Below are 20933 nucleotides of genomic sequence, written 5' to 3'. Positions count from 1 at the left end.
GTAAAGTTGCCTTTGGTCGTGCTAGTTTAATGTCAATTTTTCGTATACGTGGGCAAAACGCCTGTCAGAACATAGAGTTGGCGCCACGTTTTAAAGCGGTTTGCAGGTTGTAAACCCCTTATTTTTCAGCATTTTTTATAGAGGCACGGGATTACATGGAAATCGGTCTGCGCGAGTGGCTGATCGTCATCGGCATTATTGTCATTGCCGGTATTCTTTTCGATGGCTGGCGCCGTATGCGCGGCGGCAAGGGAAAACTGAAGTTCCGTCTTGATCGAAGTCTGTCCAACCTGCCGGACGAGGACAGCAGCGCCGAGCTGCTGGGCCCGCCACGCGTGCTGGACGCACATAAAGAGCCGCAACTGGACGAGCAGGATCTGCCGTCGGTGAGCATGCCGGCCCGGGAGCCTCGCGAGTCGGGCTCCAAACGCGGCAAGCGTGGCCACAGCGAGCCTTCCCAGGGCGACATGAACCTCAGCCTGGATCTGGACGGCGGCCCGAGCTTCAGCAGCCGCGACGACGATTTCCCGGACGACACCAAGTCCGCGCCAGCGGTCAACGACAAGGATCAGCCGCAAGCTGAAGAAGTGCTGGTGATCAGCGTGATCTGCCGCGACGCTGCCGGCTTCAAGGGCCCGGCGCTGTTGCAGAACATTCTGGAGAGCGGCCTGCGTTTCGGCGAGATGGATATTTTCCATCGCCACGAAAGCATGGCCGGCAACGGTGAAGTGCTGTTCTCCATGGCCAACGCCGTCAAGCCTGGCGTATTCGACCTGGACGACATCGACCACTTCAGCACCCCGGCGGTGAGTTTCTTCCTGGGTCTGCCAGGTCCTCGCCATCCGAAGCAAGCCTTCGACGTGATGGTGGCAGCGGCGCGTAAACTGTCCCAGGAGCTCAACGGTGAGCTCAAGGACGACCAGCGCAGCGTGCTGACCGCCCAGACGATCGAGCACTACCGTCAGCGCATTGTCGAGTTCGAACGCCGCGCCCTGACCCAGAAACGTTGATTGAAATGGTTGGAGCGGGCTCTTGTGGCGAGGGGGCTTGCCCCCGTTGGGCTGCGAAGCAGCCCCATCCACGACACCGAATTCTCCGGCATTGCGACGGCTTCGCCGCCGAACGGGGGCAAGCCCCCTCGCCACAAATGCAGCCCCTTGCCGGGCCGAAATATGAAAATTGAGCAGCCTCGGCTGCTCTTTTGCTTTATGAGAGAACACCCATGACCGCCGCCAAGAACCGTATTTTAGAGCTGCGCGCTGAGCTGGATCAGCACAACTATCGTTACCACGTGCTCGACGAACCGAGCATTCCGGACGCCGAATACGACCGCTTGTTCAGCGAGCTCAAGGCTCTGGAAGCGGCCAATCCCGAACTGATCACCAGTGACTCGCCAACCCAGCGAGTGGGCAGCGCGGCGCTGTCGGCGTTTACCCAGGTGCGTCACGAAGTGCCGATGCTCAGTCTCGGCAACGCCTTCGAAGAAACCGACATGCGTGAGTTCGACCGCCGGGTGACCGAAGGCCTGGACCTGCCGGCGGGCGACCTGTTCGGTGGCGGCGCAACCGTTGAATATAGCTGTGAGCCCAAGCTTGATGGCCTGGCCGTCAGCCTGCTGTATCAGGATGGCGTGCTGGTGCGCGGCGCGACCCGCGGCGATGGCACCACCGGCGAAGACATCAGCGTCAACGTGCGCACCGTACGCAACATTCCGCTCAAGCTGCACGGCACCGGCTGGCCGGCGACCTTGGAGGTGCGCGGCGAAGTGTTCATGTCCAAGGCCGGTTTCGAGCGGCTCAACGCCACGCAACTGGAAGTCGGCGGCAAGACCTTCGCCAACCCGCGCAACGCGGCGGCGGGCAGTTTGCGCCAGCTGGACTCGAAGATCACCGCCAATCGCCCGCTGGAGTTCTGCTGCTACGGCATCGGCCAGGTATCGGCGGACATCGCCGATACGCACATCGGCAATTTGCAGCAACTCCAGGCTTGGGGCATGCCGATCAGTCATGAGTTGAAACTGGCGCACGGTATCGCCGAGTGCCTGGATTACTACCGCGACATCGGTGAGCGTCGCAACGCGCTGCCATATGAAATCGACGGCGTGGTATTCAAGGTCAACAGCATTGCCTCCCAACGCGAACTGGGTTTCCGCGCCCGCGAACCGCGCTGGGCCATCGCCCACAAATTCCCGGCGATGGAAGAGCTCACCGAGCTGCTCGATGTGGAATTCCAGGTCGGCCGCACCGGGGCGGTGACGCCGGTGGCGCGTCTGAAACCGGTCAAGGTCGCGGGCGTCACGGTGGCCAACGCCACCTTGCACAACATGGACGAAGTCGCGCGCCTGGGCCTGATGATCGGCGACATGGTGATCATCCGCCGTGCCGGTGACGTGATTCCGCAAGTGGTGCAAGTGGTCATGGAGCGTCGTCCGGAAAACGCCCGGCCAGTACAGATCCCCGAGCAATGTCCGGTGTGCGGTTCCCATGTCGAGCGCACGCAACTGATCAAGCGCAGCAAGGGGCGCGAAACGGTCAGTGAAGGCGCGGTGTATCGCTGCGTCGGCCGGCTGGCCTGTGGCGCGCAGCTTAAACAGGCCATCATTCACTTCGTTTCCCGTCGCGCCATGGACATTGAAGGCCTGGGTGAGAAGAGTGTCGAGCAACTGGTCGACGAAGGCCTGGTGAGCTCGCCTGCGGATCTGTACGCCCTGACCTTCGAGCAGATCGTCGATCTGGAAGGCTTTGCCGAACTGTCGAGCAAGAACCTGCTCGGCGCCATCGAAGACAGCAAGAGGCCGGGGCTGGCGCGGTTCATCTACGCCCTGGGGATTCCTGATGTCGGCGAGGAGACAGCCAAGGTCCTGGCCCGCTCCCTGGGTTCGTTGGAGCGGGTGCAACAGGCCTTGCCGCAGGTGCTGACGTACTTGCCGGATGTTGGCCTGGAAGTCGCGCACGAGATCCACAGTTTCTTCGAGGATGAGCATAACCAGCAGGTGATCGCTGATTTGCTCAGGCATGGCCTGCAGATTCAGGATCAGGGCGAGTTGGGTGCCGAGTTTTCGGCGAGCACCACGCTGGGCGGTTTCCTCGACAAACTGCATATCCCCTTGGTAGGGCCGGGCGGGGCGCAGAAACTGGCGGACAAATTCGGCTCGCTGCAGGCTGTGATCGGTGCTGACTGGCTGGATATGCGCCAGGCGCTGCCGGAAAAACAGGCCAATTCGGTGCGCGAGTTCTTCGCGGTCGAGGCCAATCGCCAATTGGCCGAAGCGGCAGAGAAGCAACTGGCTGATTTCGGCATGCACTGGCAGAGCGAGAGGAAGGTCGTTGAAGGCTTGCCGCTGGCCGGGCAGACCTGGGTGCTGACCGGTTCGCTGGAGCTGATGAGCCGCGATATCGCCAAGGACAAACTCGAAAGCCTCGGCGCCAAGGTCGCCGGCTCGGTATCGGCCAAGACCCATTGCGTGGTGGCTGGGCCGGGTGCGGGCTCCAAGTTGACCAAGGCCAATGAGCTGGGGCTGAAGGTGCTGGATGAAGAGGCGTTTGTGGCGTTCCTGAAGGATCACAACATCCCGGTCTAGCACGAACCCTGTGGCGAGGGGGCTTGCCCCCGTTGGGTTGCGAAGCAACCCTAAAACCGGCAAACACTGTCTTTGCTGACACTCCGAGCTAGCCGCATTCACGACTGCTGCGCAGCCGAACGGGGGCAAGCCCCCTCGCCACAGTCAGGGATGGTCTTGCGTGTGGGAACGATCTTGTCACGGTAATGATCTAGTCTTGGCAAGCCCCAGGGAGAGATCGCCATGTACCCTTTCTTCGAGCAACTCAGCTCGCGCATCGCCGCGCCGTTCATGGGCGAAAGCTCGCGCAACAGCAAGGTCTGGTCCTGTCGTTGCGGGCAGTCGCTGTTCTTTCGCAACAGCCAGTGCCTGGCCTGTTCAGCGGCGTTGGGTTATCAGCCGGAGCGGAGTCGCTTGTCTGCGCTGCAACCGGGTGTGCAGGCAGGCACCTGGCGGCTGGATGCCGATCCCGGGGCGGGCCTGTTTCGACGCTGCGCCAATCTCGACTCCCCGGCGGCCTGTAATTGGTTGCTGCCTGCCAATGACCGTGACGTCTTGTGCATTGCCTGCAGCCTCAATCGCACCATTCCTGACCTATCGATAGCCGACAACCACGAGCGCTGGCGCAAGGTGGAAACCGCCAAGCGGCGTCTGGTCGCGCAACTGGTCAGCCTGGGGTTACAGGTGATTCCCAAAGCCGTCGATGAAGACGCGGGCCTTGCCTTCGATTTCATCGGCGTGGACCTCGAAGGCAAACCACCCACTACCGGGCACGCCAATGGCCTGGTCACCCTCGACATCAAGGAAGCCGACGATGCGCACCGTGAGCAGGTGCGAGTGCAAATGCGCGAACCCTATCGCACGCTGCTCGGGCATTTTCGTCACGAAGTCGGGCACTACTATTGGGATCGATTGATCGCCCATGGCCAGTGGCTTGAGCCTTTTCGCGGATTGTTCGGCGATGAGCGCGCCAGCTATGCCGAAGCCCTCGAGCGGCATTATCAGCAGGGCGCACCGCTCGACTGGCAGCAGCACTACGTCAGCGCCTATGCGACCATGCATCCGTGGGAAGACTGGGCGGAAACCTGGGCGCATTACCTGCACATGATGGATGCGGTGGACACCGCGCTGGGGTTTGGCATGAGTGCCCGGGAAATGGACTTCGACTATCAGCCGTTTCCACCTCAAACCCTTTACGATCCGCAGCATCCCGGCGGCGCGGCGTTCCTGTCGTTCGTCAATGCCTGGATCGAACTGGCCGGCATGCTCAACGAATTGTCACGCAGCATGGGGCAGCCGGATTTCTATCCGTTCGTCCTGCCGCCAGCGGTCATTGCCAAGCTGCACTTTATTCACCTGGTGATTCAGCAGGAGGGCGGCAGGGCGGACGAGGTGCTTGAGGCGCAATAGCAAGTGCTTGAAGCCCCTCATGTTTTTAATCCGAAACCAACGGTTGTAACTTCGCCTCAGATAGGTACAATGGCGCGGCTCGCCGACAGGTGAGCGTCGTTATGGTGACCCTATCGGTCCCCCCGCAACGATCAGCCGTGAACCCGGTCAGGCCTGGAAGGGAGCAGCCGCAGCGGTGACATTGTGTGCCGGGGTGTGGCTGGTAGGGTTACCACCTTAACGCCACGCGAGTGTTCTCTCGCGTTATCTTTCTGAAATCAGACTTTCGCTAGCTGCCAGGATCTTCTCCGGGGCGGTTTTTTGCCGTTTGCGGTTTATCCACAGCCGCAGGCTCGCCACCGATATACAGCCGAACAACCTCATCGATCTCCCCGGACATCTTCATTCGCGCCAAGGTGCGCAGGATGCTCTGCACCGGGATCTTCGGGTCGTTGCGAACGTAGCAACCGATTTGGTTTTCCTGCAGCACTGCCACGCCTTGCAGTTGCTGCTCCGGCAGCAGGCGGTGATTGAACCAGTCCAGGCTCCATTGATTGCTGACGGCATAGCGATTGCGGCCGGCCAGGAGCTTTTCCAGCACTTGTTCCTGATTGCGTGCGTCGTCGCGCTGCAGTTGGCCGGTGTCGAACAGCGGCTGCAGGGTCGGGTAGCTGTAACCGAGCACGGTGCCAATGGGCTGTTCCGGCAAGTCGGCGGGGTTGACTGCGCCGGGCGGCGCATGCCGGGTGATCAACAAGTCAGGTTGAATGAAGAGCGGGATGCTCCAGAGATAATCGTCAGGCTGATCGGGCAGCCACGATTGCGCGGCATAACAGCGGACATCGACCTCGCCTTGCGCCATGGCGTTTTCCACCCGCCCGCGAGGCAACACATGGAATTCGGCCGGCACGCCGACCTGAGTCGCGAGGCTGAGCATCACGTCATACAGGATGCCCTGGGTCGGCTTGCCCCGTTCAAGCTGCACCATGGGCATGGTCCAGCTGTCGGATATCACGAAGCGCAGCGGTGCTTGCGCAGCCACGCCGTCCAGGCTGATCAACAGCAATGCCCCCAAGGCCAGCCGCATAAACACTCCGTTAAAAGCCCCCGATGTGCAGCTTAGCCACAATACACGAGCGCACCGGATGCAATTTGTCCCTTGCTCCGCTAGCATTAGCCGCTTCTGCTTCCTTCGCTGCGACGGTTTTCGATGAGTTATCAGGTTCTTGCACGTAAATGGCGTCCGCGCTCGTTCCGCGAAATGGTCGGCCAGACCCATGTGCTCAAGGCTCTGATCAATGCCTTGGACAGCCAGCGGCTGCACCACGCCTATCTCTTTACCGGTACCCGTGGGGTCGGCAAGACCACCATCGCGCGGATCATTGCCAAATGCCTTAACTGCGAGACAGGTATCACTTCGACCCCCTGTGGCGAATGCTCGGTGTGTCGCGAAATCGACGAAGGCCGCTTTGTCGACCTGATCGAGATCGACGCCGCGAGCCGTACCAAGGTCGAAGATACCCGCGAACTGCTCGACAACGTGCAGTACGCCCCGAGCCGCGGGCGCTTCAAGGTCTACCTGATCGACGAAGTGCACATGCTCTCCAGCCATTCCTTCAACGCACTGCTCAAAACCCTTGAAGAGCCGCCACCCTACGTCAAGTTCATCCTGGCGACCACTGACCCGCAGAAACTTCCTGCAACGATTCTGTCGCGGTGCCTGCAGTTCTCCCTGAAGAACATGACGCCGGAACGCGTTGTCGAGCACCTGACCCACGTACTGGGTGTCGAGAACGTGCCGTTCGAAGACGATGCGCTGTGGCTGCTGGGCCGTGCCGCCGACGGGTCGATGCGTGATGCCATGAGCCTGACCGACCAGGCGATTGCCTTCGGTGAAGGCAAGGTCATGGCCGCCGACGTGCGGGCGATGCTCGGGACCCTCGATCACGGGCAGGTCTACGACGTCCTGCATGCCCTGATCGAAGGCGATGCCAAGGCGTTGCTCGAAGCCGTCCGCCATCTGGCCGAACAAGGCCCGGACTGGAACGGCGTGCTTTCGGAAATTCTCAATGTGCTGCACCGCGTTGCCATCGCCCAGGCCTTGCCGGAAGGTGTCGATAACGGTCACGGCGACCGCGATCGCGTGCTGGCACTGGCCCAGGCGTTGCCGGCCGAAGACGTGCAGTTCTACTACCAGATGGGCCTGATCGGGCGCCGCGACCTGCCGCTGGCGCCGGATCCCCGGGGCGGTTTTGAAATGGTGTTGCTGCGGATGCTGGCGTTCCGGCCCGCAGACACCGCGGATGCCCCGAGGCAACCGCTAAAGCCAGTGGGGATCAGCCAGGCCACAGTTGATTCCGCAAACTCAGTGGCTGCCGCGCCAGTTGTTGCGCCGGTAGTCGCTGCGGCCGTTGCACCGATAGCGGCTGCGCCAGTGGCAGCTCCAGTGCCTGCACCGGAACCGGTTGCGCCAGTCGTTGTGCCAGAACCTGCGCCTGTGCCTGTGGTTGAAGCGGTCGTGGTCGAAGAGGTTGTCGACCTGCCGTGGAATGACCCGGTCGAGCCAGCGCCCGTCCAGCAACCGGCGGCAGAGCCGGTGCTGGAAACCGCCAGCGAACAACCCGAATTACCGCCAATGCCGTTGCCGACGCCGGACAGCGTGGTGCCGGACGCCCCGGAGTGGGCCGCCGCGCCGATCCCGGAACCTTCGGTGGCCGACGTCGATGCCGCGACGCCGGGCATGGACCTGGATGACGAGCCGCCGCTGGACGAGGATTACATCGAGCCGGACATGGATTCGGCCTACAGTTACCTCGACGAACTGGCCAGCGAGCATGCCGCCGACCCGGCTCCGGAGCCCGAGCCTGAGCCCGCGGCGATGCCGGCCACCGGTCTGGCCCTGCAATGGCTGGAGCTGTTCCCGAAATTGCCGATCTCCGGCATGACCGGCAGTATCGCCGCCAACTGCACGCTGATCGCGGTCGATGGCGACAATTGGCTGATGCACCTGGACCCGGCCCACAGTGCCTTGTTCAACGCCACTCAACAGCGGCGCCTCAACGATGCGCTGAACCAGTATCACCAGCGCACGCTGACCCTGAGCATCGAGCTGATCAAGCCCGAGCAGGAAACCCCGGCACAAGCGGCTTCGCGCCGCCGCGCCAACCGTCAGCGCGAGGCAGAGGAATCGATCCACGGTGATCCGTTCATCCAGCAAATGATGCAGCAGTTCGGTGCAGTGGTCCGTAACGATACTATTGAACCTGTCGACGCCCTGGTCACTCAGGGCTAATAACTGAAGGCACCTGGCCGCATGGGCCGGGCGCTGTTTTAATCCAAGTACTTTTGAGGTGATTACCATGATGAAAGGTGGCATGGCCGGCCTGATGAAGCAGGCGCAGCAGATGCAGGAAAAAATGGCCAAGATGCAGGAAGAACTGGCCAACGCCGAAGTCACCGGTAAGGCCGGTGGCGATATGGTCACCGTGGTGATGACCGGTCGTCATGACGTCAAGAGCGTGACCATCGACCCAAGCCTGGTCGAAGGCATGAGCGAAGACGACAAGGAAATGCTGGAAGCGGTCATCGCATCCGCGGTCAACGATGCCGTGCGCAAGATCGAAGCCAACAGCCAGGACAAAATGGGCAGCATGACTGCCGGCATGCAACTGCCGCCGGGCATGAAACTGCCATTCTGATTCGCCTTCAGGCGGCAGATGAGTTACAAAAATGCCAGGCATAGCGCCTGGCATTTTTGTTTTCGGCATTGGAGATGTAGTGTCTGGAATGCCGTCATCGCGAGCAAGCTCGCTCCCACAGGGGGGGTGCATTCCAAATGTGGGAGCGGCGGTGCGGCGATCCGACTTGCCCGCGAAGAATTCGCCTCGGTCTTGCTGAATAAACATCGAACGCCATACCGCCACAAAGGTCTGCTCCCTACATCACTGAACCTCATCGATCACAGGAGACGCTGCCATGTCCGACCCCATGACCCTCAATCAACGCATTGTCCTGGCTTCTCGCCCGGTGGGCGCGCCAACGCCGGAAAACTTCCGTATGGAGCGGGTGGCGCTACCGGACCTGGCCGACGGTCAGGTGCTGCTCAAGACCGTTTTCCTGTCGCTGGATCCCTACATGCGCGGGCGCATGAGTGACGCACCGTCCTACGCCGCACCGGTGGAAATCGGCGAAGTCATGACCGGGGGCGCTGTCAGCCGGGTCGAGCGCTCGCTCAATCCGAAGTTTCAGGAAGGTGATCTGGTGGTCGGTGCCACCGGTTGGCAAAGCCACAGCATCAATGACGGTCGCAGCATCATTCCGATTCCCGCGCTGCCAAGCCCTTCGATGGCTCTCGGGGTACTGGGTATGCCGGGTATGACCGCTTACATGGGGCTGATGGACATCGGCCAGCCGAAGGCCGGCGAAACCCTGGTGGTCGCAGCGGCGTCCGGGGCGGTGGGCTCGGTGGTCGGCCAGGTGGCGAAGATCAAGGGGCTGCGCGTGGTCGGTGTAGCGGGCGGTGCGGAAAAGTGCCGTTATGTGGTCGACGAGTTGGGCTTCGACGCCTGCATCGACCACAAGAGCCCGGACTTTGCCGACGAACTGGCGCAAGCCTGTCCCAAGGGCATCGACATCTATTATGAAAACGTCGGCGGCAAGGTATTCGACGCCGTGGTGCCATTGCTCAACCCCAAGGCACGGATTCCGCTGTGTGGCTTGATCGCGTCCTATAACGCCCATGAGGCGCCGAGCGGCCCGGATCATCTGCCACTGTTGCAGCGCACCCTGTTGACCAAGCGAGTGCGCATCCAGGGCTTCATCGTGTTCGATGACTATGGTGATCGCCAGCCGGAATTCCTCAGTGCCATGGCGCCCTGGGTGCGCGATGGCAAGGTGAAGTTCCGCGAAGACGTGGTCGATGGCCTGGAACAGGCGCCTGATGCGTTTATCGGCCTGCTGGAAGGGCGCAACTTCGGCAAGCTGGTGGTTCGGGTTTCCCGGGACTGAGTAATTCACGCTGCAATTTGACGCTCAACCGAGGCGCGGGTATAAACCGCGTCTCGTTGTTTTGTCGGACTTTTCCACCATGAGCTTCAGCCCTTTGATTCGCCAACTGATCGACGCCCTGCGAATTCTGCCAGGCGTGGGTCAGAAAACCGCCCAGCGCATGGCGTTGCAGTTGCTCGAGCGTGACCGCAGCGGCGGCTCGCGCCTGGCGCTGGCCCTGAGCCAGGCCATGGAAGGGGTCGGTCACTGCCGCTTGTGCCGTACGCTGACGGAAGATGATCTGTGCCCGCAATGCGCCGATACCCGTCGCGACGACACCTTGCTCTGCGTGGTGGAAGGGCCGATGGACGTCTATGCGGTGGAGCAGACCGGTTTTCGCGGGCGCTATTTCGTGCTCAAGGGCCATCTGTCGCCGCTCGACGGCTTGGGGCCGGAAGCCATCGGCATTCCGCAGTTGATGGCACGGATCGAAGAGGCCGGCACCTTCACCGAAGTCATTCTGGCCACCAACCCGACCGTGGAAGGTGAAGCCACGGCGCACTACATCGCCCAATTGCTCAGCAGCAAAGGCCTGATCGCCTCGCGCATCGCCCATGGCGTACCGCTGGGTGGCGAGCTGGAGCTGGTGGATGGCGGGACGCTGGCGCATTCGTTTGCCGGGCGTAAGCCGATTTCGCTCTGAGTTCATGTGGCGTCCATGCTGACGCCATCGTCGGATCGCCGCCCGGAGCAAGCTCGCTCCCACATTGGTTTTGTGTGCACCGCAGAACCCCTGTGGGAGCGAGCTTGCTCGCGATGCAGGCGGCGCGGTCCGTCTGAATGACACAATCCTGTTGAAAACCAAGCAAGCGCTCGGTTAACTTCACTGACCCCTTCAGTGGAGCTCGCCGATGTCTGCCTTTCAGGAATACTTCGACCCCAGCCACCAATTGGTCCGCGACAGCGTCAGACGTTTCGTCGAGCGCGAGATTCTTCCTGACATCTCGCAGTGGGAAGAAGCCGAAAGCTTTCCTCGCGAGCTCTACCTCAAGGCCGGCGCGGCGGGGATTCTCGGCATCGGGTACCCGGAGGCCTACGGAGGCAGCCACGAAGGGGATCTGTTCGCAAAGGTTGCCGCCAGTGAAGAGTTGATGCGTTGTGGCTCAGGCGGGTTGGTTGCCGGCCTGGGGTCGCTGGATATCGGCTTGCCGCCCATCCTCAAGTGGGCCCGACCCGAAGTGCGGGACCGAGTGCTGCCCCAGGTGCTGTCGGGAGAGAAGATCAGCGCCCTGGCCATCACCGAGCCCGGCGGCGGTTCCGACGTCGCCAACCTGCAAACCCGTGCCGTGCGCGACGGTGACTTTTACCGGGTCAGTGGCAGCAAGACCTTTATCACCAGCGGCGTGCGCGCGGATTTCTATACCGTCGCAGTGCGAACGGGCGAACCGGGTTTCGGTGGCATCAGCCTGTTACTGATCGAGAAGGGCACACCGGGATTCACCGTAGGACGGCAGCTGAAGAAAATGGGCTGGTGGGCGTCAGACACCGCTGAACTGTTCTTCGATGATTGCCCAGTGCCCGCAGGAAACCTGATCGGCGCCGAGAACATGGGCTTTGCTTGCATCATGGGCAACTTCCAGAGCGAACGCCTGGCCCTAGCATTGATGGCCAACATGACCGCACAGCTGGCGCTGGAAGAGAGCCTGAAATGGGCGCTCGAGCGCGAAGCCTTTGGCAAACCGATCGGCAAGTTTCAGGTGATCAAGCATCGCCTCGCCGAGATGGCGACCGCGCTGGAGGTGTCCCGGGAGTTCACATACCGCCAGGCCGCGAAAATGGCGGCGGGGCAGAGTGTGATCAAGGAGATTTCCATGGCCAAGAATTTTGCGACGGATACTGCGGACCGGATCGTGAACGATGCGGTGCAGATACTCGGTGGGCTGGGTTACATGCGCGAGAGCCTGGTGGAGCGGCTGTACCGCGATAACCGCATCCTGTCGATTGGCGGCGGGACGCGGGAAGTGATGAACGAGATCATCAGCAAGCAGATGGGGCTTTGAGCCGATCTTGAATTTAGTGGTGTTGCCGCTGACGCCATCGCGAGCAAGCTCGCTCCCACAGTGGATTGCATTCTTTCTGACAGAACGCGGTCGAATGTGGGAGCGAGCTTGCTCGCGATGGCGGTCTGACCGGCGCCGCTTACTTGTCGCTCAACGCAAACTGCGTCAGGCAGAACGTAGGAATGCCCATGTCTTCCAGACGCTGCGAGCCACCTAGCTCCGGCAGATCGATGATCGCCGCCGCTTCATGCACCCGGGCGCCCATGCGGCGGATCAGGTTGGCGGCGGCAATCAGGGTGCCGCCGGTGGCGATCAGGTCATCGAACATCACCACCGAATCCCCCTCGCATAGGCTGTCGGCGTGCACTTCCAGGAAGGCTTCGCCGTATTCGGTCGCATAGCCCTCGGCCAGCACGTCGGCTGGCAGCTTGCCTTGCTTGCGGAACAGCACCAGCGGCTTGTTCAACTGATAGGCCAGTACCGAACCGATCAGGAAGCCACGGGCGTCCATCGCGCCGATGTGGGTGAAGTCAGCCTCGACATAACGGTGGGCGAAGCTGTCCATCACCAGGCGCAGGGCCGTGGGCGACTGGAACAGCGGGGTGATGTCGCGAAAGATCACACCCGGTTTCGGGAAGTCGATGACAGGGCGGATGAGGGATTTGATGTCGAAGGAGTCGAAGACCATCGTCGTGGTGTCCTGGCAGGGCTGCAAACGACGCAGTATAACGGCGGCTGACCCGTTTCGCTCAGCCGCAACGTTTTGTTTCAGCCTTCCAGTGAGCCACCGGCCAGGGCGCACAGCTGGATCGGGTCGATAATCCGGATTTCCTTGCCTTCTGCCGCAATCAGCTCGTTTTGCTGGAAGCGGGTAAAGACGCGGGATACGGTTTCCACCGCCAGGCCCAGGTAGTTGCCGATTTCGTTACGCGACATGCTCAGGCGGAACTGATTGGCGGAAAAACCCCGGGCGCGGAAACGTGCCGAAAGGTTGACCAGGAAGGTGGCGATGCGTTCGTCGGCGGTCTTTTTCGACAACAGCAGCATCATCTGCTGGTCGTCACGGATTTCGCGACTCATCACCCGCATCAGCTGACGGCGCAACTGCGGCAATTGCAGGGCCAGTTCGTCGAGACGCTCGAAAGGAATTTCACACACCGAGGTGGTTTCCAGGGCTTGTGCCGACACAGGGTGCTTTTCTGTGTCCATGCCCGACAGGCCGACCAGTTCGCTGGGCAGGTGGAAGCCGGTGAGCTGTTCTTCACCGGTGTCGCTCAGGCTGAAGGTCTTGAGGGCGCCAGAACGGACCGCGTAGACAGAATCGAAGGTATCGCCCTGACGGAACAGAAATTCGCCTTTTTTCAGCGGCCGGCCACGTTTGACGATTTCGTCCAGCGCATCCATGTCTTCCAGATTCAGCGAAAGTGGCAGGCAAAGAGGGGCCAGGCTGCAATCCTTGCAATGGGCTTGATTATGAGCGCGCAGTTTTACTGGCTCGGACATTTCTTCAATCCTTGTGGGAATTCACACATAAGACGTAAGGGTAACTCACCATAGGATATCGAGGCCAGTCTGGGGTGCTAGCTTGCAGAATTAGATTACCCGTGAAAATCGCTGGCGACTGTGTTGTTCCAGGTACGCGTCGAACACCATGCACACCGAGCGCACCAACAGTCGCCCGGCGGGCAGGATGGTGATCCTGTCGCGATCGAGTTCGATCAGCCCGTCTTTGGCCATGTCCTGCAGTTGAGGCCAGAGTTCGCCGAAGTAGCCTTGGAAATCGATGTTGAAGGCCTGCTCGATGGCAGCGTATTCGAGACTGAAATTGCAGATCAATTGCTGGATGACCGCACGCCGCAGCCGGTCATCGGCATTGCACAGCAGGCCGCGGCTGGTGGCCAGTTGCATGGATGCGAGCGCGTTCTGGTACTGGTTAAGGTCGCTGCTGTTCTGGCAGTACAGGTCGCCGATCTGGCTGATCGCCGACACGCCGAGGCCAATCAGATCGCAATGACCGTGGGTGGTGTAGCCCTGGAAATTGCGTTGCAGGGTCGATTCTTCCTGGGCAATCGCCAGCTCATCGTCGGGCAGGGCGAAGTGGTCCATGCCGATGTAGCGGTAGCCGGCGCTGATCAGTTGCTCGATGGTGCGCTGCAGCATTTCCAGTTTCTGCGCCGGTGTCGGCAGTTCATCGCTGTTGATGCGCCGCTGCGGCATGAAGCGTTCTGGCAGGTGGGCGTAGTTGAACACCGATAGTCTGTCCGGTTGCAGGCGGATGACCTCTTCCACGGTGCGGGCGAAATTCTCCGGTGTCTGTCTCGGCAGGCCGTAGATCAGGTCGATATTGATCGAGCGAAACTGCAAGGTGCGGGCGGCATCGATCACCGCGCGGGTTTCTTCCAGGCTTTGCAGGCGATTGACTGCACGTTGCACGGCCGGGTCGAGGTCTTGCAGGCCGATGCTGACCCGATTGAAACCCAGTTCCCGCAGCAGGCCCATGGTCGACCAGTCGGCCTCGCGCGGGTCGATCTCGATGCCGTAGTCGCCGGAGTCGTCGTCCAGCAAATTGAAGTGTTTGCGCAAATGCGCCATCAACTGGCGCAGTTCGTCGTGGCTGAGAAAGGTCGGTGTGCCGCCACCGAAGTGCAGTTGCTCGACTTTCTGCGTAGGGTCGAGGTGGCAGGCGATCAACTGGATTTCCTGCTCCAGACGCTGCAAGTACGGTTGCGCCCGGCCGCGATCCTTGGTGATGACCTTGTTGCAGGCGCAGTAATAGCAAATGTTCGCGCAGAACGGCACGTGCACGTACAGCGACAACGGGCGTTGGGCCTTGCGGCTGTCGCGCAGGGCATGAAACAGGTCGAAGGTGCCGACCTGGCTGTTGAATTGCACGGCGGTCGGGTACGAGGTGTAGCGTGGTCCCGCCAGGTCATAACGGCGGATCAGATCGGTGTCCCAACGAATGGCGTCGAGCATCATGCGGGCATTCCCCCGGATAGGCTGGCAGTGTCAGCCACTTTATGCGAGGGCGGGGTGGGGCATCTTGATTTGCATCAAGTGGGCGTTTGAAGCTCATTTGTGGCGAGGGGGCTTGCCCCCGTTGGGCTGCGAAGCAGCCCCAAAATCAGAGAATGCGGTGAGTCAGTGCGAAAGGAGTTGCCGGGTTTACGACGGCTTCGCCGCCGAACGGGGGCAAGCCCCCTCGCCACAATGTTAGTGCCCCATCAACCAATGCTGATGCGGCCCCGGCAAGGTCCAGATGCCAAACAGCATCACCAGCATCCCGCCGGCCATCCGCACGCTGCGCTTGCGCAACAGTGCGGTGATGCGCTCGGCGGCAAGGCCTGTCGCCAGCAACACCGGCCAGGTGCCGAGCCCGAACGCGAGCATCAACAATGCGCTGTCCAGCGCGTTGCCCTGGCTGGCCGACCATAGCAAGGTGCTGTAGACCAGGCCGCACGGCAGCCAGCCCCAGAGCGCGCCCAACAGCAGCGCACGCGGAACGTTCGACACCGGCAGTAACCGATTGGCGACTGGCTGGATGTGCCGCCACAGGCCTCGACCGAGGCTTTCGATACGGGTCAGGCCGCTCCACCAGCCGGCCAGGTACAGGCCCATGGCAATCAGCAGCAAGCCGGCGAGGATGCGCAGGAACATCGCCGCCGGGCTGCTGGCCACGGCCCATCCGGCCAGGCCGATCAGCAGTCCGGCACAGGCATAGCTCAGAATCCGGCCCAGGTTATAGGCCAGCAGCAGACGAAAGCGGCGGCTGCGTTGCTCATTGGGAATCGCCAGGGTCAGCGCGCCCATCAAGCCGCCGCACATGCCCAGGCAATGGCCGCCGCCGAGCAAGCCGAGGATCACCGCAGACACCAGCAGTGGCGTCAATTCAAGCATGGGGCGGGGCCTTGTCGTCCGTTTTGGCCGGTTGGCCGCTGGCCTCGTCGACGGCGGCGGTGTGGTTCGGGTCCTGGTCGTCGAACAGGATGCTGTGGGCCGGGCCGTCCAGGTCGTCGTACTGACCGCTGTCCACCGCCCAGAAGAAGATATAGACGGCGATGGCCACGATCAGCAGCGCAGCGGGAATCATCACGTAAAGAGCTGGCATCTGGACTCCATGCCCGCGCGGCTCAGGCCGGCAGCGGGCGGGTTTCTGGCGTGGTGCCGGGGGCGGGCGCGCTCGGCATGCGAGTCAGGCGCAGCGCGTTCAACACCACGGTCAACGAACTGATCGACATGCCCACCGCAGCCCATACCGGAGTGATCCAGCCGAGGGCGGCGAAGGGCAACATGAGGCCATTGTACAACCCGGCCCACAGAAGGTTCTCGATAATGACCCGACGGGTGCGCCGCGCCAGGCTGAAGGCTTGCACCAGCGCGTCGAGGCGGTTGGACAGCAGCACGGCGTCGGCACTGGTTTTTGCCAGGTCGGTGGCCGAGCCCATGGCGACGCTGATATCCGCAGCCGCCAGCACCGGCACGTCATTGACCCCGTCACCGAGCATCAACACCTTGCGGCCTTCCTTGTGGAGTTGTTGCAGGACCTGCAGTTTATCGTCCGGACGCAAGCCGCCGCGGGCTTCATCGATACCCAGTTCCGCGGCCACGCTGGCGACCATCGGCGAGCTGTCGCCGGACAGCAGCAGCGTGCGCCAGCCACGGGCCTTGCACGCGGCGAGCAGCGCGGGCGCATCGGCACGCAAGCGATCATCGAGGACGAGCCAGGCCAGCGGCCCGTCGGTGTCGCCGAGTAGCAGCCATTGGCCGGGTTCTTCGGGCATCGATGGCACCATGGCGCCGCTGAGTTCGCAGACAAAACGCGGTTGGCCGATACGCAGACGCCGCCCATCAACCAGCCCCTCCAGGCCAAGGCCCGGTGTGCTGTGGACTTCTTCGGCAGCCATCGGCGCACGACCGAAAGCGCGGGCGATCGGATGTTCGGAGCGGTTTTCCAGGGCGGCAGCGAGGCTCAGGCATTGATGGCTGTCGAGCGCGCCGAGGGGGCGGATCGAGCGCAGCGCCAGGCGTCCTTCGGTGAGGGTGCCGGTCTTGTCGAAAATCACCGTGTCGATCTGGTTCAGGCCTTCCAGCACATGGCCGCGGGTCAGCAACAGACCGAGTTTGTGCAGTGTGCCGGTGGCGGCGGTGAGCGCGGTCGGCGTCGCCAGCGACAAGGCGCACGGACACGTCGCCACCAGCATCGCCAGCACGATCCAGAAGGCTCGCGAGGCATCCAACTGCCACCACAACAGGCCAATCGCGGCGGCAGCGATCAGCGACAACAGCAGGAACCATTGCGCGGCGCGGTCGGCGATTTCGGCCAGGCGCGGTTTTTCCGCCTGGGCACGATCGAGCAGGCGAACGATGGCCGAGAGGCGAGTGTCCTGGCCCAGGGCCTGGACCTCGACGGTCAGTGCGCCTTCGACGTTCATTGTGCCGGCGGTGACCGCGTCGCCGAGGGTGCGTGGTTGCGGCAGGTATTCGCCGGTCAGCAGCGACTCGTCGACACTCGACTGGCCGTCGAGGATCTTGCCGTCAGCCGGGAGAATGGCGCCCGGATGAACCAGCACCTGATCGCCGACACGCAGTTCACTGAGCAGAATGCGTTCGCTCTGGCCGTCGGCTGTCAATCGCAGGCACGAGGCGGGCAATAGATTCACAAGCTGCGCGGTGGCGGCGGCGGTGCGTTCGCGGGCGCGCCGCTCCAGATAACGCCCGGCCAGCAGGAACAGGGCAAACATGCCGACGGCATCGAAATACAGTTCGCCGACCCCGGTGATGGACGTCCAGATCCCGGCGATGTAGGCACTGCCGATGGCCAGCGACACCGAAACGTCCATGGTCAGGTGGCGGGTGCGCAGATCGCGCATGGCGCCTTTGAAGAACGGCGCGCAGCTGTAGAACACAATCGGGGTGGTGAGGAACAGCGCGACCCAGCGCAGGATGGTGTGCAGTTCGGGGCTGAGGTCGATGTTGAATTCAGGCCAGGTGGCCATGGTTGCCATCATCGCCTGGAACCACAGCAGACCGGCCACGCCGAGCTGGCGCAGGGCCAGGCGGTTTTCGCTGGCCAGTTGTTCGCTGGCCCGGTCGGCCTGATACGGGTGTGCGGCGTACCCGATGTGACGCAGTTCGCTGAGGACCTGGCTCAGCGGCAACTGCCCATCGGCCCAGCGTACGTGCAGGCGATGGTTGGACAGGTTCAGGCGCGCTTCGGCTACGGCCGGCAAGGTGCGCAGGTGTTTTTCGATCAGCCAGCCGCAGGCCGCGCAACTGATGCCTTCCATCAGCAGTGTGGTTTCGGCCAGTTCGCCATCGTGGCGGACAAAGGGCTGCTGCACATCGGCGCGGTCGTACAGTGCCAGTTCATCCACCAGTTGCACCGGCAGCGCTTCAGGGTTGGCCGAGGCTTCGCTGCGGTGCTGGTAATAGTTTTCCAGGCCACCGGCGACAATGGCCTCGGCCACGGCCTGGCAACCCGGGCAGCAGAATTCGCGGGTTTGCCCCAAGACCGCAGCGGTGAAGCGGCTGCCGGCCGGGACGGGCAGGGCGCAGTGGTAGCAGGGGAGTGGGGTGGTGGTCATGGAGTATTCACTAGTACTGCTGAATCTCTATCGTCGGATAGGGCCTCATCGCGAGCAAGCTCGCTCCCACAGGAATCAACTGTGGGAGCGAGCTTGCTCGCGATGCGCGAAGCGCGCTTTTACTTCTTCAGGTCTTCAGCACCTTGCAGCGGTTCGTCACCCAGCAACAGATCCTTGTCATGGCTGACCGGTTCCTCTTCGAACATGCGCCAGATGTGCTCGTCCTGAGTGCCAAGCAACTCGACAAAACGCCGGCCTTCGATCTTGTCGCTCAACTGGCCGATGTAGCGGCCCTGTTCGGTTTCGCTGCGGGTCAGGGTGATCTTGCGATCCTTTTCCGGCTGGGTCGGCGAGATCAGGTTCAGCTCCAGGGTCTTGGGCTGGCTGTCGCCGCTCAGGCGCAGGTCAACCTCGCCAGTCATGCCGTCGAGATGAACGCTGGCGCGCATTTTCAGGGTCTGGGCCAGCAGCTCACGGTCGAGGGAGCGGTTGATGCCTTTGCCGGCCTCGTAGTAGTTGTCGTTGACCAGGTTGTCCGGGTTGTTCACCGCGATGGTCACCATGGACAAGGTCAGGGCCACCGAGCAGGCCAGGATCCCGATGATGATCCACGGCCAGAGGTGCTTGTACCAGGGGCTTGCGGCATTTGCTGCGGGCATGTTCAGTTCTCTCAACGATTCTGTGGGCCGATGAACCGGCTCTTGGCTTCAATGTGGACGCTGTCGTCATCGGCGTCCTTGAGGATGAATTTCACCTCGTTGGTGCTCGACGGCAGTTTTTCCGGTGCAACGGACAGCTCAGCAGGCTGGCTGACGATCTCGCCGGCCGCGACCTTGATCTCGCGTCGACCCTGCAATTTGAGATCCGGCAGGCCGGATGCTTCGAGCAGGTAGGTATGGTCGCGCTGGTCCTTGTTCATGATTTTCAGGCTGTAGACGTTTTCGATCCGGCCTTCGGCGTTCTCGCGGTACAGCACGCGGTCCTTGCTGACATCGAAACCCACCAGCGCACGCATGAAGAATGCCGTTACCAGCAGGCTGATCATCGCCAGCAGCACAATGGCATAGCCAATCAGGCGCGGGCGCAGTTTATGGGTTTTCTGTCCGGACAGGTTGTGCTCGGTGGTGTAGCTGATCAGTCCGCGAGGGTAGTCCATCTTGTCCATGATGGCGTCGCAGGCATCGATGCAGGCGGCGCAACCGATGCATTCGATTTGCAGGCCGTCGCGGATGTCGATGCCCGTCGGGCAGACCTGGACGCACATGGTGCAGTCGATGCAGTCACCCAGGCCCTGGGCCTTGTAGTCGATACCTTTTTTACGCGGTCCACGGCCTTCGCCACGGCGCGGATCGTAGGAAACGATCAGGGTGTCCTTGTCGAACATCACGCTCTGGAAGCGTGCGTACGGGCACATGTAGATGCACACCTGTTCGCGCAACCAGCCGGCGTTGCCGTAAGTGGCGAGGGTGAAGAAACCGACCCAGAAGTACGACCAGCCATCCGCCTGGCCGGTGAAAAATTCGAATACCAGTTCGCGGATCGGCGAGAAGTAGCCGACGAAGGTCATGCCGGTAACGAAGCCGATCAACAGCCACAAGCTGTGTTTGCTGAGCTTGCGCACGAACTTGTTGGCGCTCATTGGCGCCTTGTCGAGCTTGATGCGTTGGTTGCGGTCACCTTCGGTGACTTTTTCGCACCACATGAAAATCCAGGTCCAGACACTTTGCGGGCAGGTATAGCCGCACCAGACCCGTCCGGCGTACACGGTGATGAAGAACAGGCCGAAGGCGGCGATGATCAACATGCCGGACAGCAGAATGAAATCCTGAGGCCAGAAGGTGGCGCCGAAAATGAAGAACTTGCGCTCCGGCAGGTTCCACCACACGGCCTGATGACCGCCCCAGTCCAGCCACACCGTGCCGAAATACAGCAGGAACAACAGGGCTCCGCCGGTCATCCGCAGGTTGCGAAACAGGCCGGTGAAGGCGCGGGTGTAGATTTTTTCCCTGGAGGCGTAGAGGTCGACGCTGTTGTTCGCGTTCTTGGTGGGTGGAGTGACGTCGTGTACCGGAATCTGGTTGCTCATCATTGCATCCCACGGCAGTGGAAAAATGCCTCGGTCAGTACGTGCCGACCGCGGTCAAAAAGGGGTGTTGCAGTGGCGCAATGATACGCCTGTCGCTCTAGCCTGCGGGTGCGACCTTTGGTCGCGTTGGGGAAAAATCATGAATGGTGTAGCAGATGTAACAAAACATGATGCAGGTCAATTGACTATAGACGATTTATCTTTTTTCTCCGTCGAGCGTCGACGGGTGCCTGGGTGGAAAGAGATATCAAAAGTCTGCTGTATAAAGA

The 20933-nt window shown here is 61.7% G+C and carries 17 protein-coding genes and 1 other RNA gene; 9 read left to right on the top strand and 9 right to left on the bottom strand.

Annotated elements, in window-relative coordinates; translation table 11 throughout:
• Positions 1–155: 155 nt before the first annotated feature.
• From zipA to ffs, 4 genes are all read left to right on the top strand, one after another.
• Positions 156–1010: a cell division protein ZipA gene (gene zipA / locus J4D25_RS06110; protein WP_008050196.1), complete on the top strand. Its 855-nt coding sequence runs from the start codon at positions 156–158 to the stop codon at positions 1008–1010.
• Between the two features lie 212 nt (positions 1011–1222).
• A complete protein-coding gene (gene ligA, locus J4D25_RS06105; RefSeq protein ID WP_057715684.1) occupies positions 1223–3580 on the top strand; it encodes an NAD-dependent DNA ligase LigA in 2358 nt (785 codons plus the stop codon).
• 222 nt (positions 3581–3802) lie between these two features.
• Complete coding sequence (locus J4D25_RS06100) at positions 3803–4969, top strand: putative zinc-binding metallopeptidase (RefSeq protein WP_057715683.1); 1167 nt, start codon at positions 3803–3805, stop codon at positions 4967–4969.
• A gap of 111 nt (positions 4970–5080) precedes the next feature.
• Positions 5081–5177, top strand: an RNA gene (ffs, locus tag J4D25_RS06095) — signal recognition particle sRNA small type.
• Positions 5178–5237: 60 nt separating this feature from the next.
• Here ffs and J4D25_RS06090 read toward each other — a convergent pair.
• On the bottom strand, positions 5238–6035 hold the full coding sequence (locus tag J4D25_RS06090) for an ABC transporter substrate-binding protein (protein WP_057715682.1): 798 nt from the start codon (positions 6033–6035) through the stop codon (positions 5238–5240).
• A gap of 123 nt (positions 6036–6158) precedes the next feature.
• On the opposite strand from J4D25_RS06090, the gene dnaX reads away from it, so the two are divergent.
• The 5 genes from dnaX to J4D25_RS06065 all read left to right on the top strand — a co-directional run bounded on the left by dnaX (position 6159) and on the right by J4D25_RS06065 (position 11994).
• On the top strand, positions 6159–8240 hold the full coding sequence (gene dnaX / locus J4D25_RS06085; RefSeq protein WP_057715681.1) for a DNA polymerase III subunit gamma/tau: 2082 nt from the start codon (positions 6159–6161) through the stop codon (positions 8238–8240).
• Positions 8241–8307: 67 nt separating this feature from the next.
• Positions 8308–8646: a YbaB/EbfC family nucleoid-associated protein gene (locus tag J4D25_RS06080; RefSeq protein WP_007971455.1), complete on the top strand. Its 339-nt coding sequence runs from the start codon at positions 8308–8310 to the stop codon at positions 8644–8646.
• A 277-nt stretch (positions 8647–8923) separates the two neighbouring features.
• A complete protein-coding gene (locus J4D25_RS06075) occupies positions 8924–9955 on the top strand; it encodes an NADP-dependent oxidoreductase (protein ID WP_057715680.1) in 1032 nt (343 codons plus the stop codon).
• Between the two features lie 79 nt (positions 9956–10034).
• Positions 10035–10637, top strand: a complete 603-nt coding sequence (recR, locus tag J4D25_RS06070; protein WP_057715679.1) for a recombination mediator RecR — start codon at positions 10035–10037, stop codon at positions 10635–10637.
• 208 nt (positions 10638–10845) lie between these two features.
• Positions 10846–11994, top strand: a complete 1149-nt coding sequence (locus J4D25_RS06065) for an acyl-CoA dehydrogenase family protein (RefSeq protein WP_057715678.1) — start codon at positions 10846–10848, stop codon at positions 11992–11994.
• A gap of 139 nt (positions 11995–12133) precedes the next feature.
• On the opposite strand, the gene J4D25_RS06060 is transcribed toward J4D25_RS06065, so the two are convergent.
• The 8 genes from J4D25_RS06060 to ccoG form a co-directional block, all read right to left on the bottom strand.
• Positions 12134–12682 (bottom strand): adenine phosphoribosyltransferase, encoded by a 549-nt coding sequence (locus J4D25_RS06060; protein WP_008057870.1) that lies wholly within the window; start codon positions 12680–12682, stop codon positions 12134–12136.
• 80 nt (positions 12683–12762) lie between these two features.
• The gene (gene fnr / locus J4D25_RS06055; protein WP_046041331.1) at positions 12763–13497 is read right to left on the bottom strand and encodes a fumarate/nitrate reduction transcriptional regulator Fnr; all 735 of its coding nucleotides are present in this window, start codon (positions 13495–13497) and stop codon (positions 12763–12765) included.
• A gap of 90 nt (positions 13498–13587) precedes the next feature.
• Complete coding sequence (gene hemN / locus J4D25_RS06050) at positions 13588–14970, bottom strand: oxygen-independent coproporphyrinogen III oxidase (RefSeq protein WP_057716644.1); 1383 nt, start codon at positions 14968–14970, stop codon at positions 13588–13590.
• A 237-nt stretch (positions 14971–15207) separates the two neighbouring features.
• Positions 15208–15891 carry a sulfite exporter TauE/SafE family protein gene (locus J4D25_RS06045; protein WP_057715677.1) on the bottom strand — a complete coding sequence of 228 codons (684 nt, stop codon included), beginning with the start codon at positions 15889–15891 and terminating at the stop codon, positions 15208–15210.
• A complete protein-coding gene (ccoS, locus tag J4D25_RS06040) occupies positions 15884–16102 on the bottom strand; it encodes a cbb3-type cytochrome oxidase assembly protein CcoS (protein WP_056721958.1) in 219 nt (72 codons plus the stop codon). Before ccoS ends, J4D25_RS06045 begins: the two co-directional genes overlap by 8 nt.
• 22 nt (positions 16103–16124) lie before the next feature.
• Positions 16125–18578 carry a heavy metal translocating P-type ATPase gene (locus J4D25_RS06035; RefSeq protein ID WP_057715676.1) on the bottom strand — a complete coding sequence of 818 codons (2454 nt, stop codon included), beginning with the start codon at positions 18576–18578 and terminating at the stop codon, positions 16125–16127.
• A gap of 119 nt (positions 18579–18697) precedes the next feature.
• Positions 18698–19237 carry a FixH family protein gene (locus J4D25_RS06030; RefSeq protein ID WP_057715675.1) on the bottom strand — a complete coding sequence of 180 codons (540 nt, stop codon included), beginning with the start codon at positions 19235–19237 and terminating at the stop codon, positions 18698–18700.
• Positions 19238–19248: 11 nt separating this feature from the next.
• Positions 19249–20664 (bottom strand): cytochrome c oxidase accessory protein CcoG, encoded by a 1416-nt coding sequence (gene ccoG, locus J4D25_RS06025; protein ID WP_057715674.1) that lies wholly within the window; start codon positions 20662–20664, stop codon positions 19249–19251.
• Between the last annotated feature and the right edge of the window lie 269 nt (positions 20665–20933).

The organism is Pseudomonas sp. GW456-L13 (assembly GCF_017350115.1).
GTDB lineage: Bacteria > Pseudomonadota > Gammaproteobacteria > Pseudomonadales > Pseudomonadaceae > Aquipseudomonas > Aquipseudomonas jessenii.
This window is presented reverse-complemented; position numbering and strand designations above follow the sequence as displayed.

Coding starts and splice junctions, on each gene's coding strand:
- zipA (WP_008050196.1), top strand. CDS start 156: ATGGAAATCGGTCTGCGCGAGTGGCTGATCGTCATCGGCATTATTGTC.
- ligA (WP_057715684.1), top strand. CDS start 1,223: ATGACCGCCGCCAAGAACCGTATTTTAGAGCTGCGCGCTGAGCTGGAT.
- J4D25_RS06100 (WP_057715683.1), top strand. CDS start 3,803: ATGTACCCTTTCTTCGAGCAACTCAGCTCGCGCATCGCCGCGCCGTTC.
- J4D25_RS06090 (WP_057715682.1), bottom strand. CDS start 6,035: ATGCGGCTGGCCTTGGGGGCATTGCTGTTGATCAGCCTGGACGGCGTG.
- dnaX (WP_057715681.1), top strand. CDS start 6,159: ATGAGTTATCAGGTTCTTGCACGTAAATGGCGTCCGCGCTCGTTCCGC.
- J4D25_RS06080 (WP_007971455.1), top strand. CDS start 8,308: ATGATGAAAGGTGGCATGGCCGGCCTGATGAAGCAGGCGCAGCAGATG.
- J4D25_RS06075 (WP_057715680.1), top strand. CDS start 8,924: ATGTCCGACCCCATGACCCTCAATCAACGCATTGTCCTGGCTTCTCGC.
- recR (WP_057715679.1), top strand. CDS start 10,035: ATGAGCTTCAGCCCTTTGATTCGCCAACTGATCGACGCCCTGCGAATT.
- J4D25_RS06065 (WP_057715678.1), top strand. CDS start 10,846: ATGTCTGCCTTTCAGGAATACTTCGACCCCAGCCACCAATTGGTCCGC.
- J4D25_RS06060 (WP_008057870.1), bottom strand. CDS start 12,682: ATGGTCTTCGACTCCTTCGACATCAAATCCCTCATCCGCCCTGTCATC.
- fnr (WP_046041331.1), bottom strand. CDS start 13,497: ATGTCCGAGCCAGTAAAACTGCGCGCTCATAATCAAGCCCATTGCAAG.
- hemN (WP_057716644.1), bottom strand. CDS start 14,970: ATGCTCGACGCCATTCGTTGGGACACCGATCTGATCCGCCGTTATGAC.
- J4D25_RS06045 (WP_057715677.1), bottom strand. CDS start 15,891: ATGCTTGAATTGACGCCACTGCTGGTGTCTGCGGTGATCCTCGGCTTG.
- ccoS (WP_056721958.1), bottom strand. CDS start 16,102: ATGCCAGCTCTTTACGTGATGATTCCCGCTGCGCTGCTGATCGTGGCC.
- J4D25_RS06035 (WP_057715676.1), bottom strand. CDS start 18,578: ATGACCACCACCCCACTCCCCTGCTACCACTGCGCCCTGCCCGTCCCG.
- J4D25_RS06030 (WP_057715675.1), bottom strand. CDS start 19,237: ATGCCCGCAGCAAATGCCGCAAGCCCCTGGTACAAGCACCTCTGGCCG.
- ccoG (WP_057715674.1), bottom strand. CDS start 20,664: ATGAGCAACCAGATTCCGGTACACGACGTCACTCCACCCACCAAGAAC.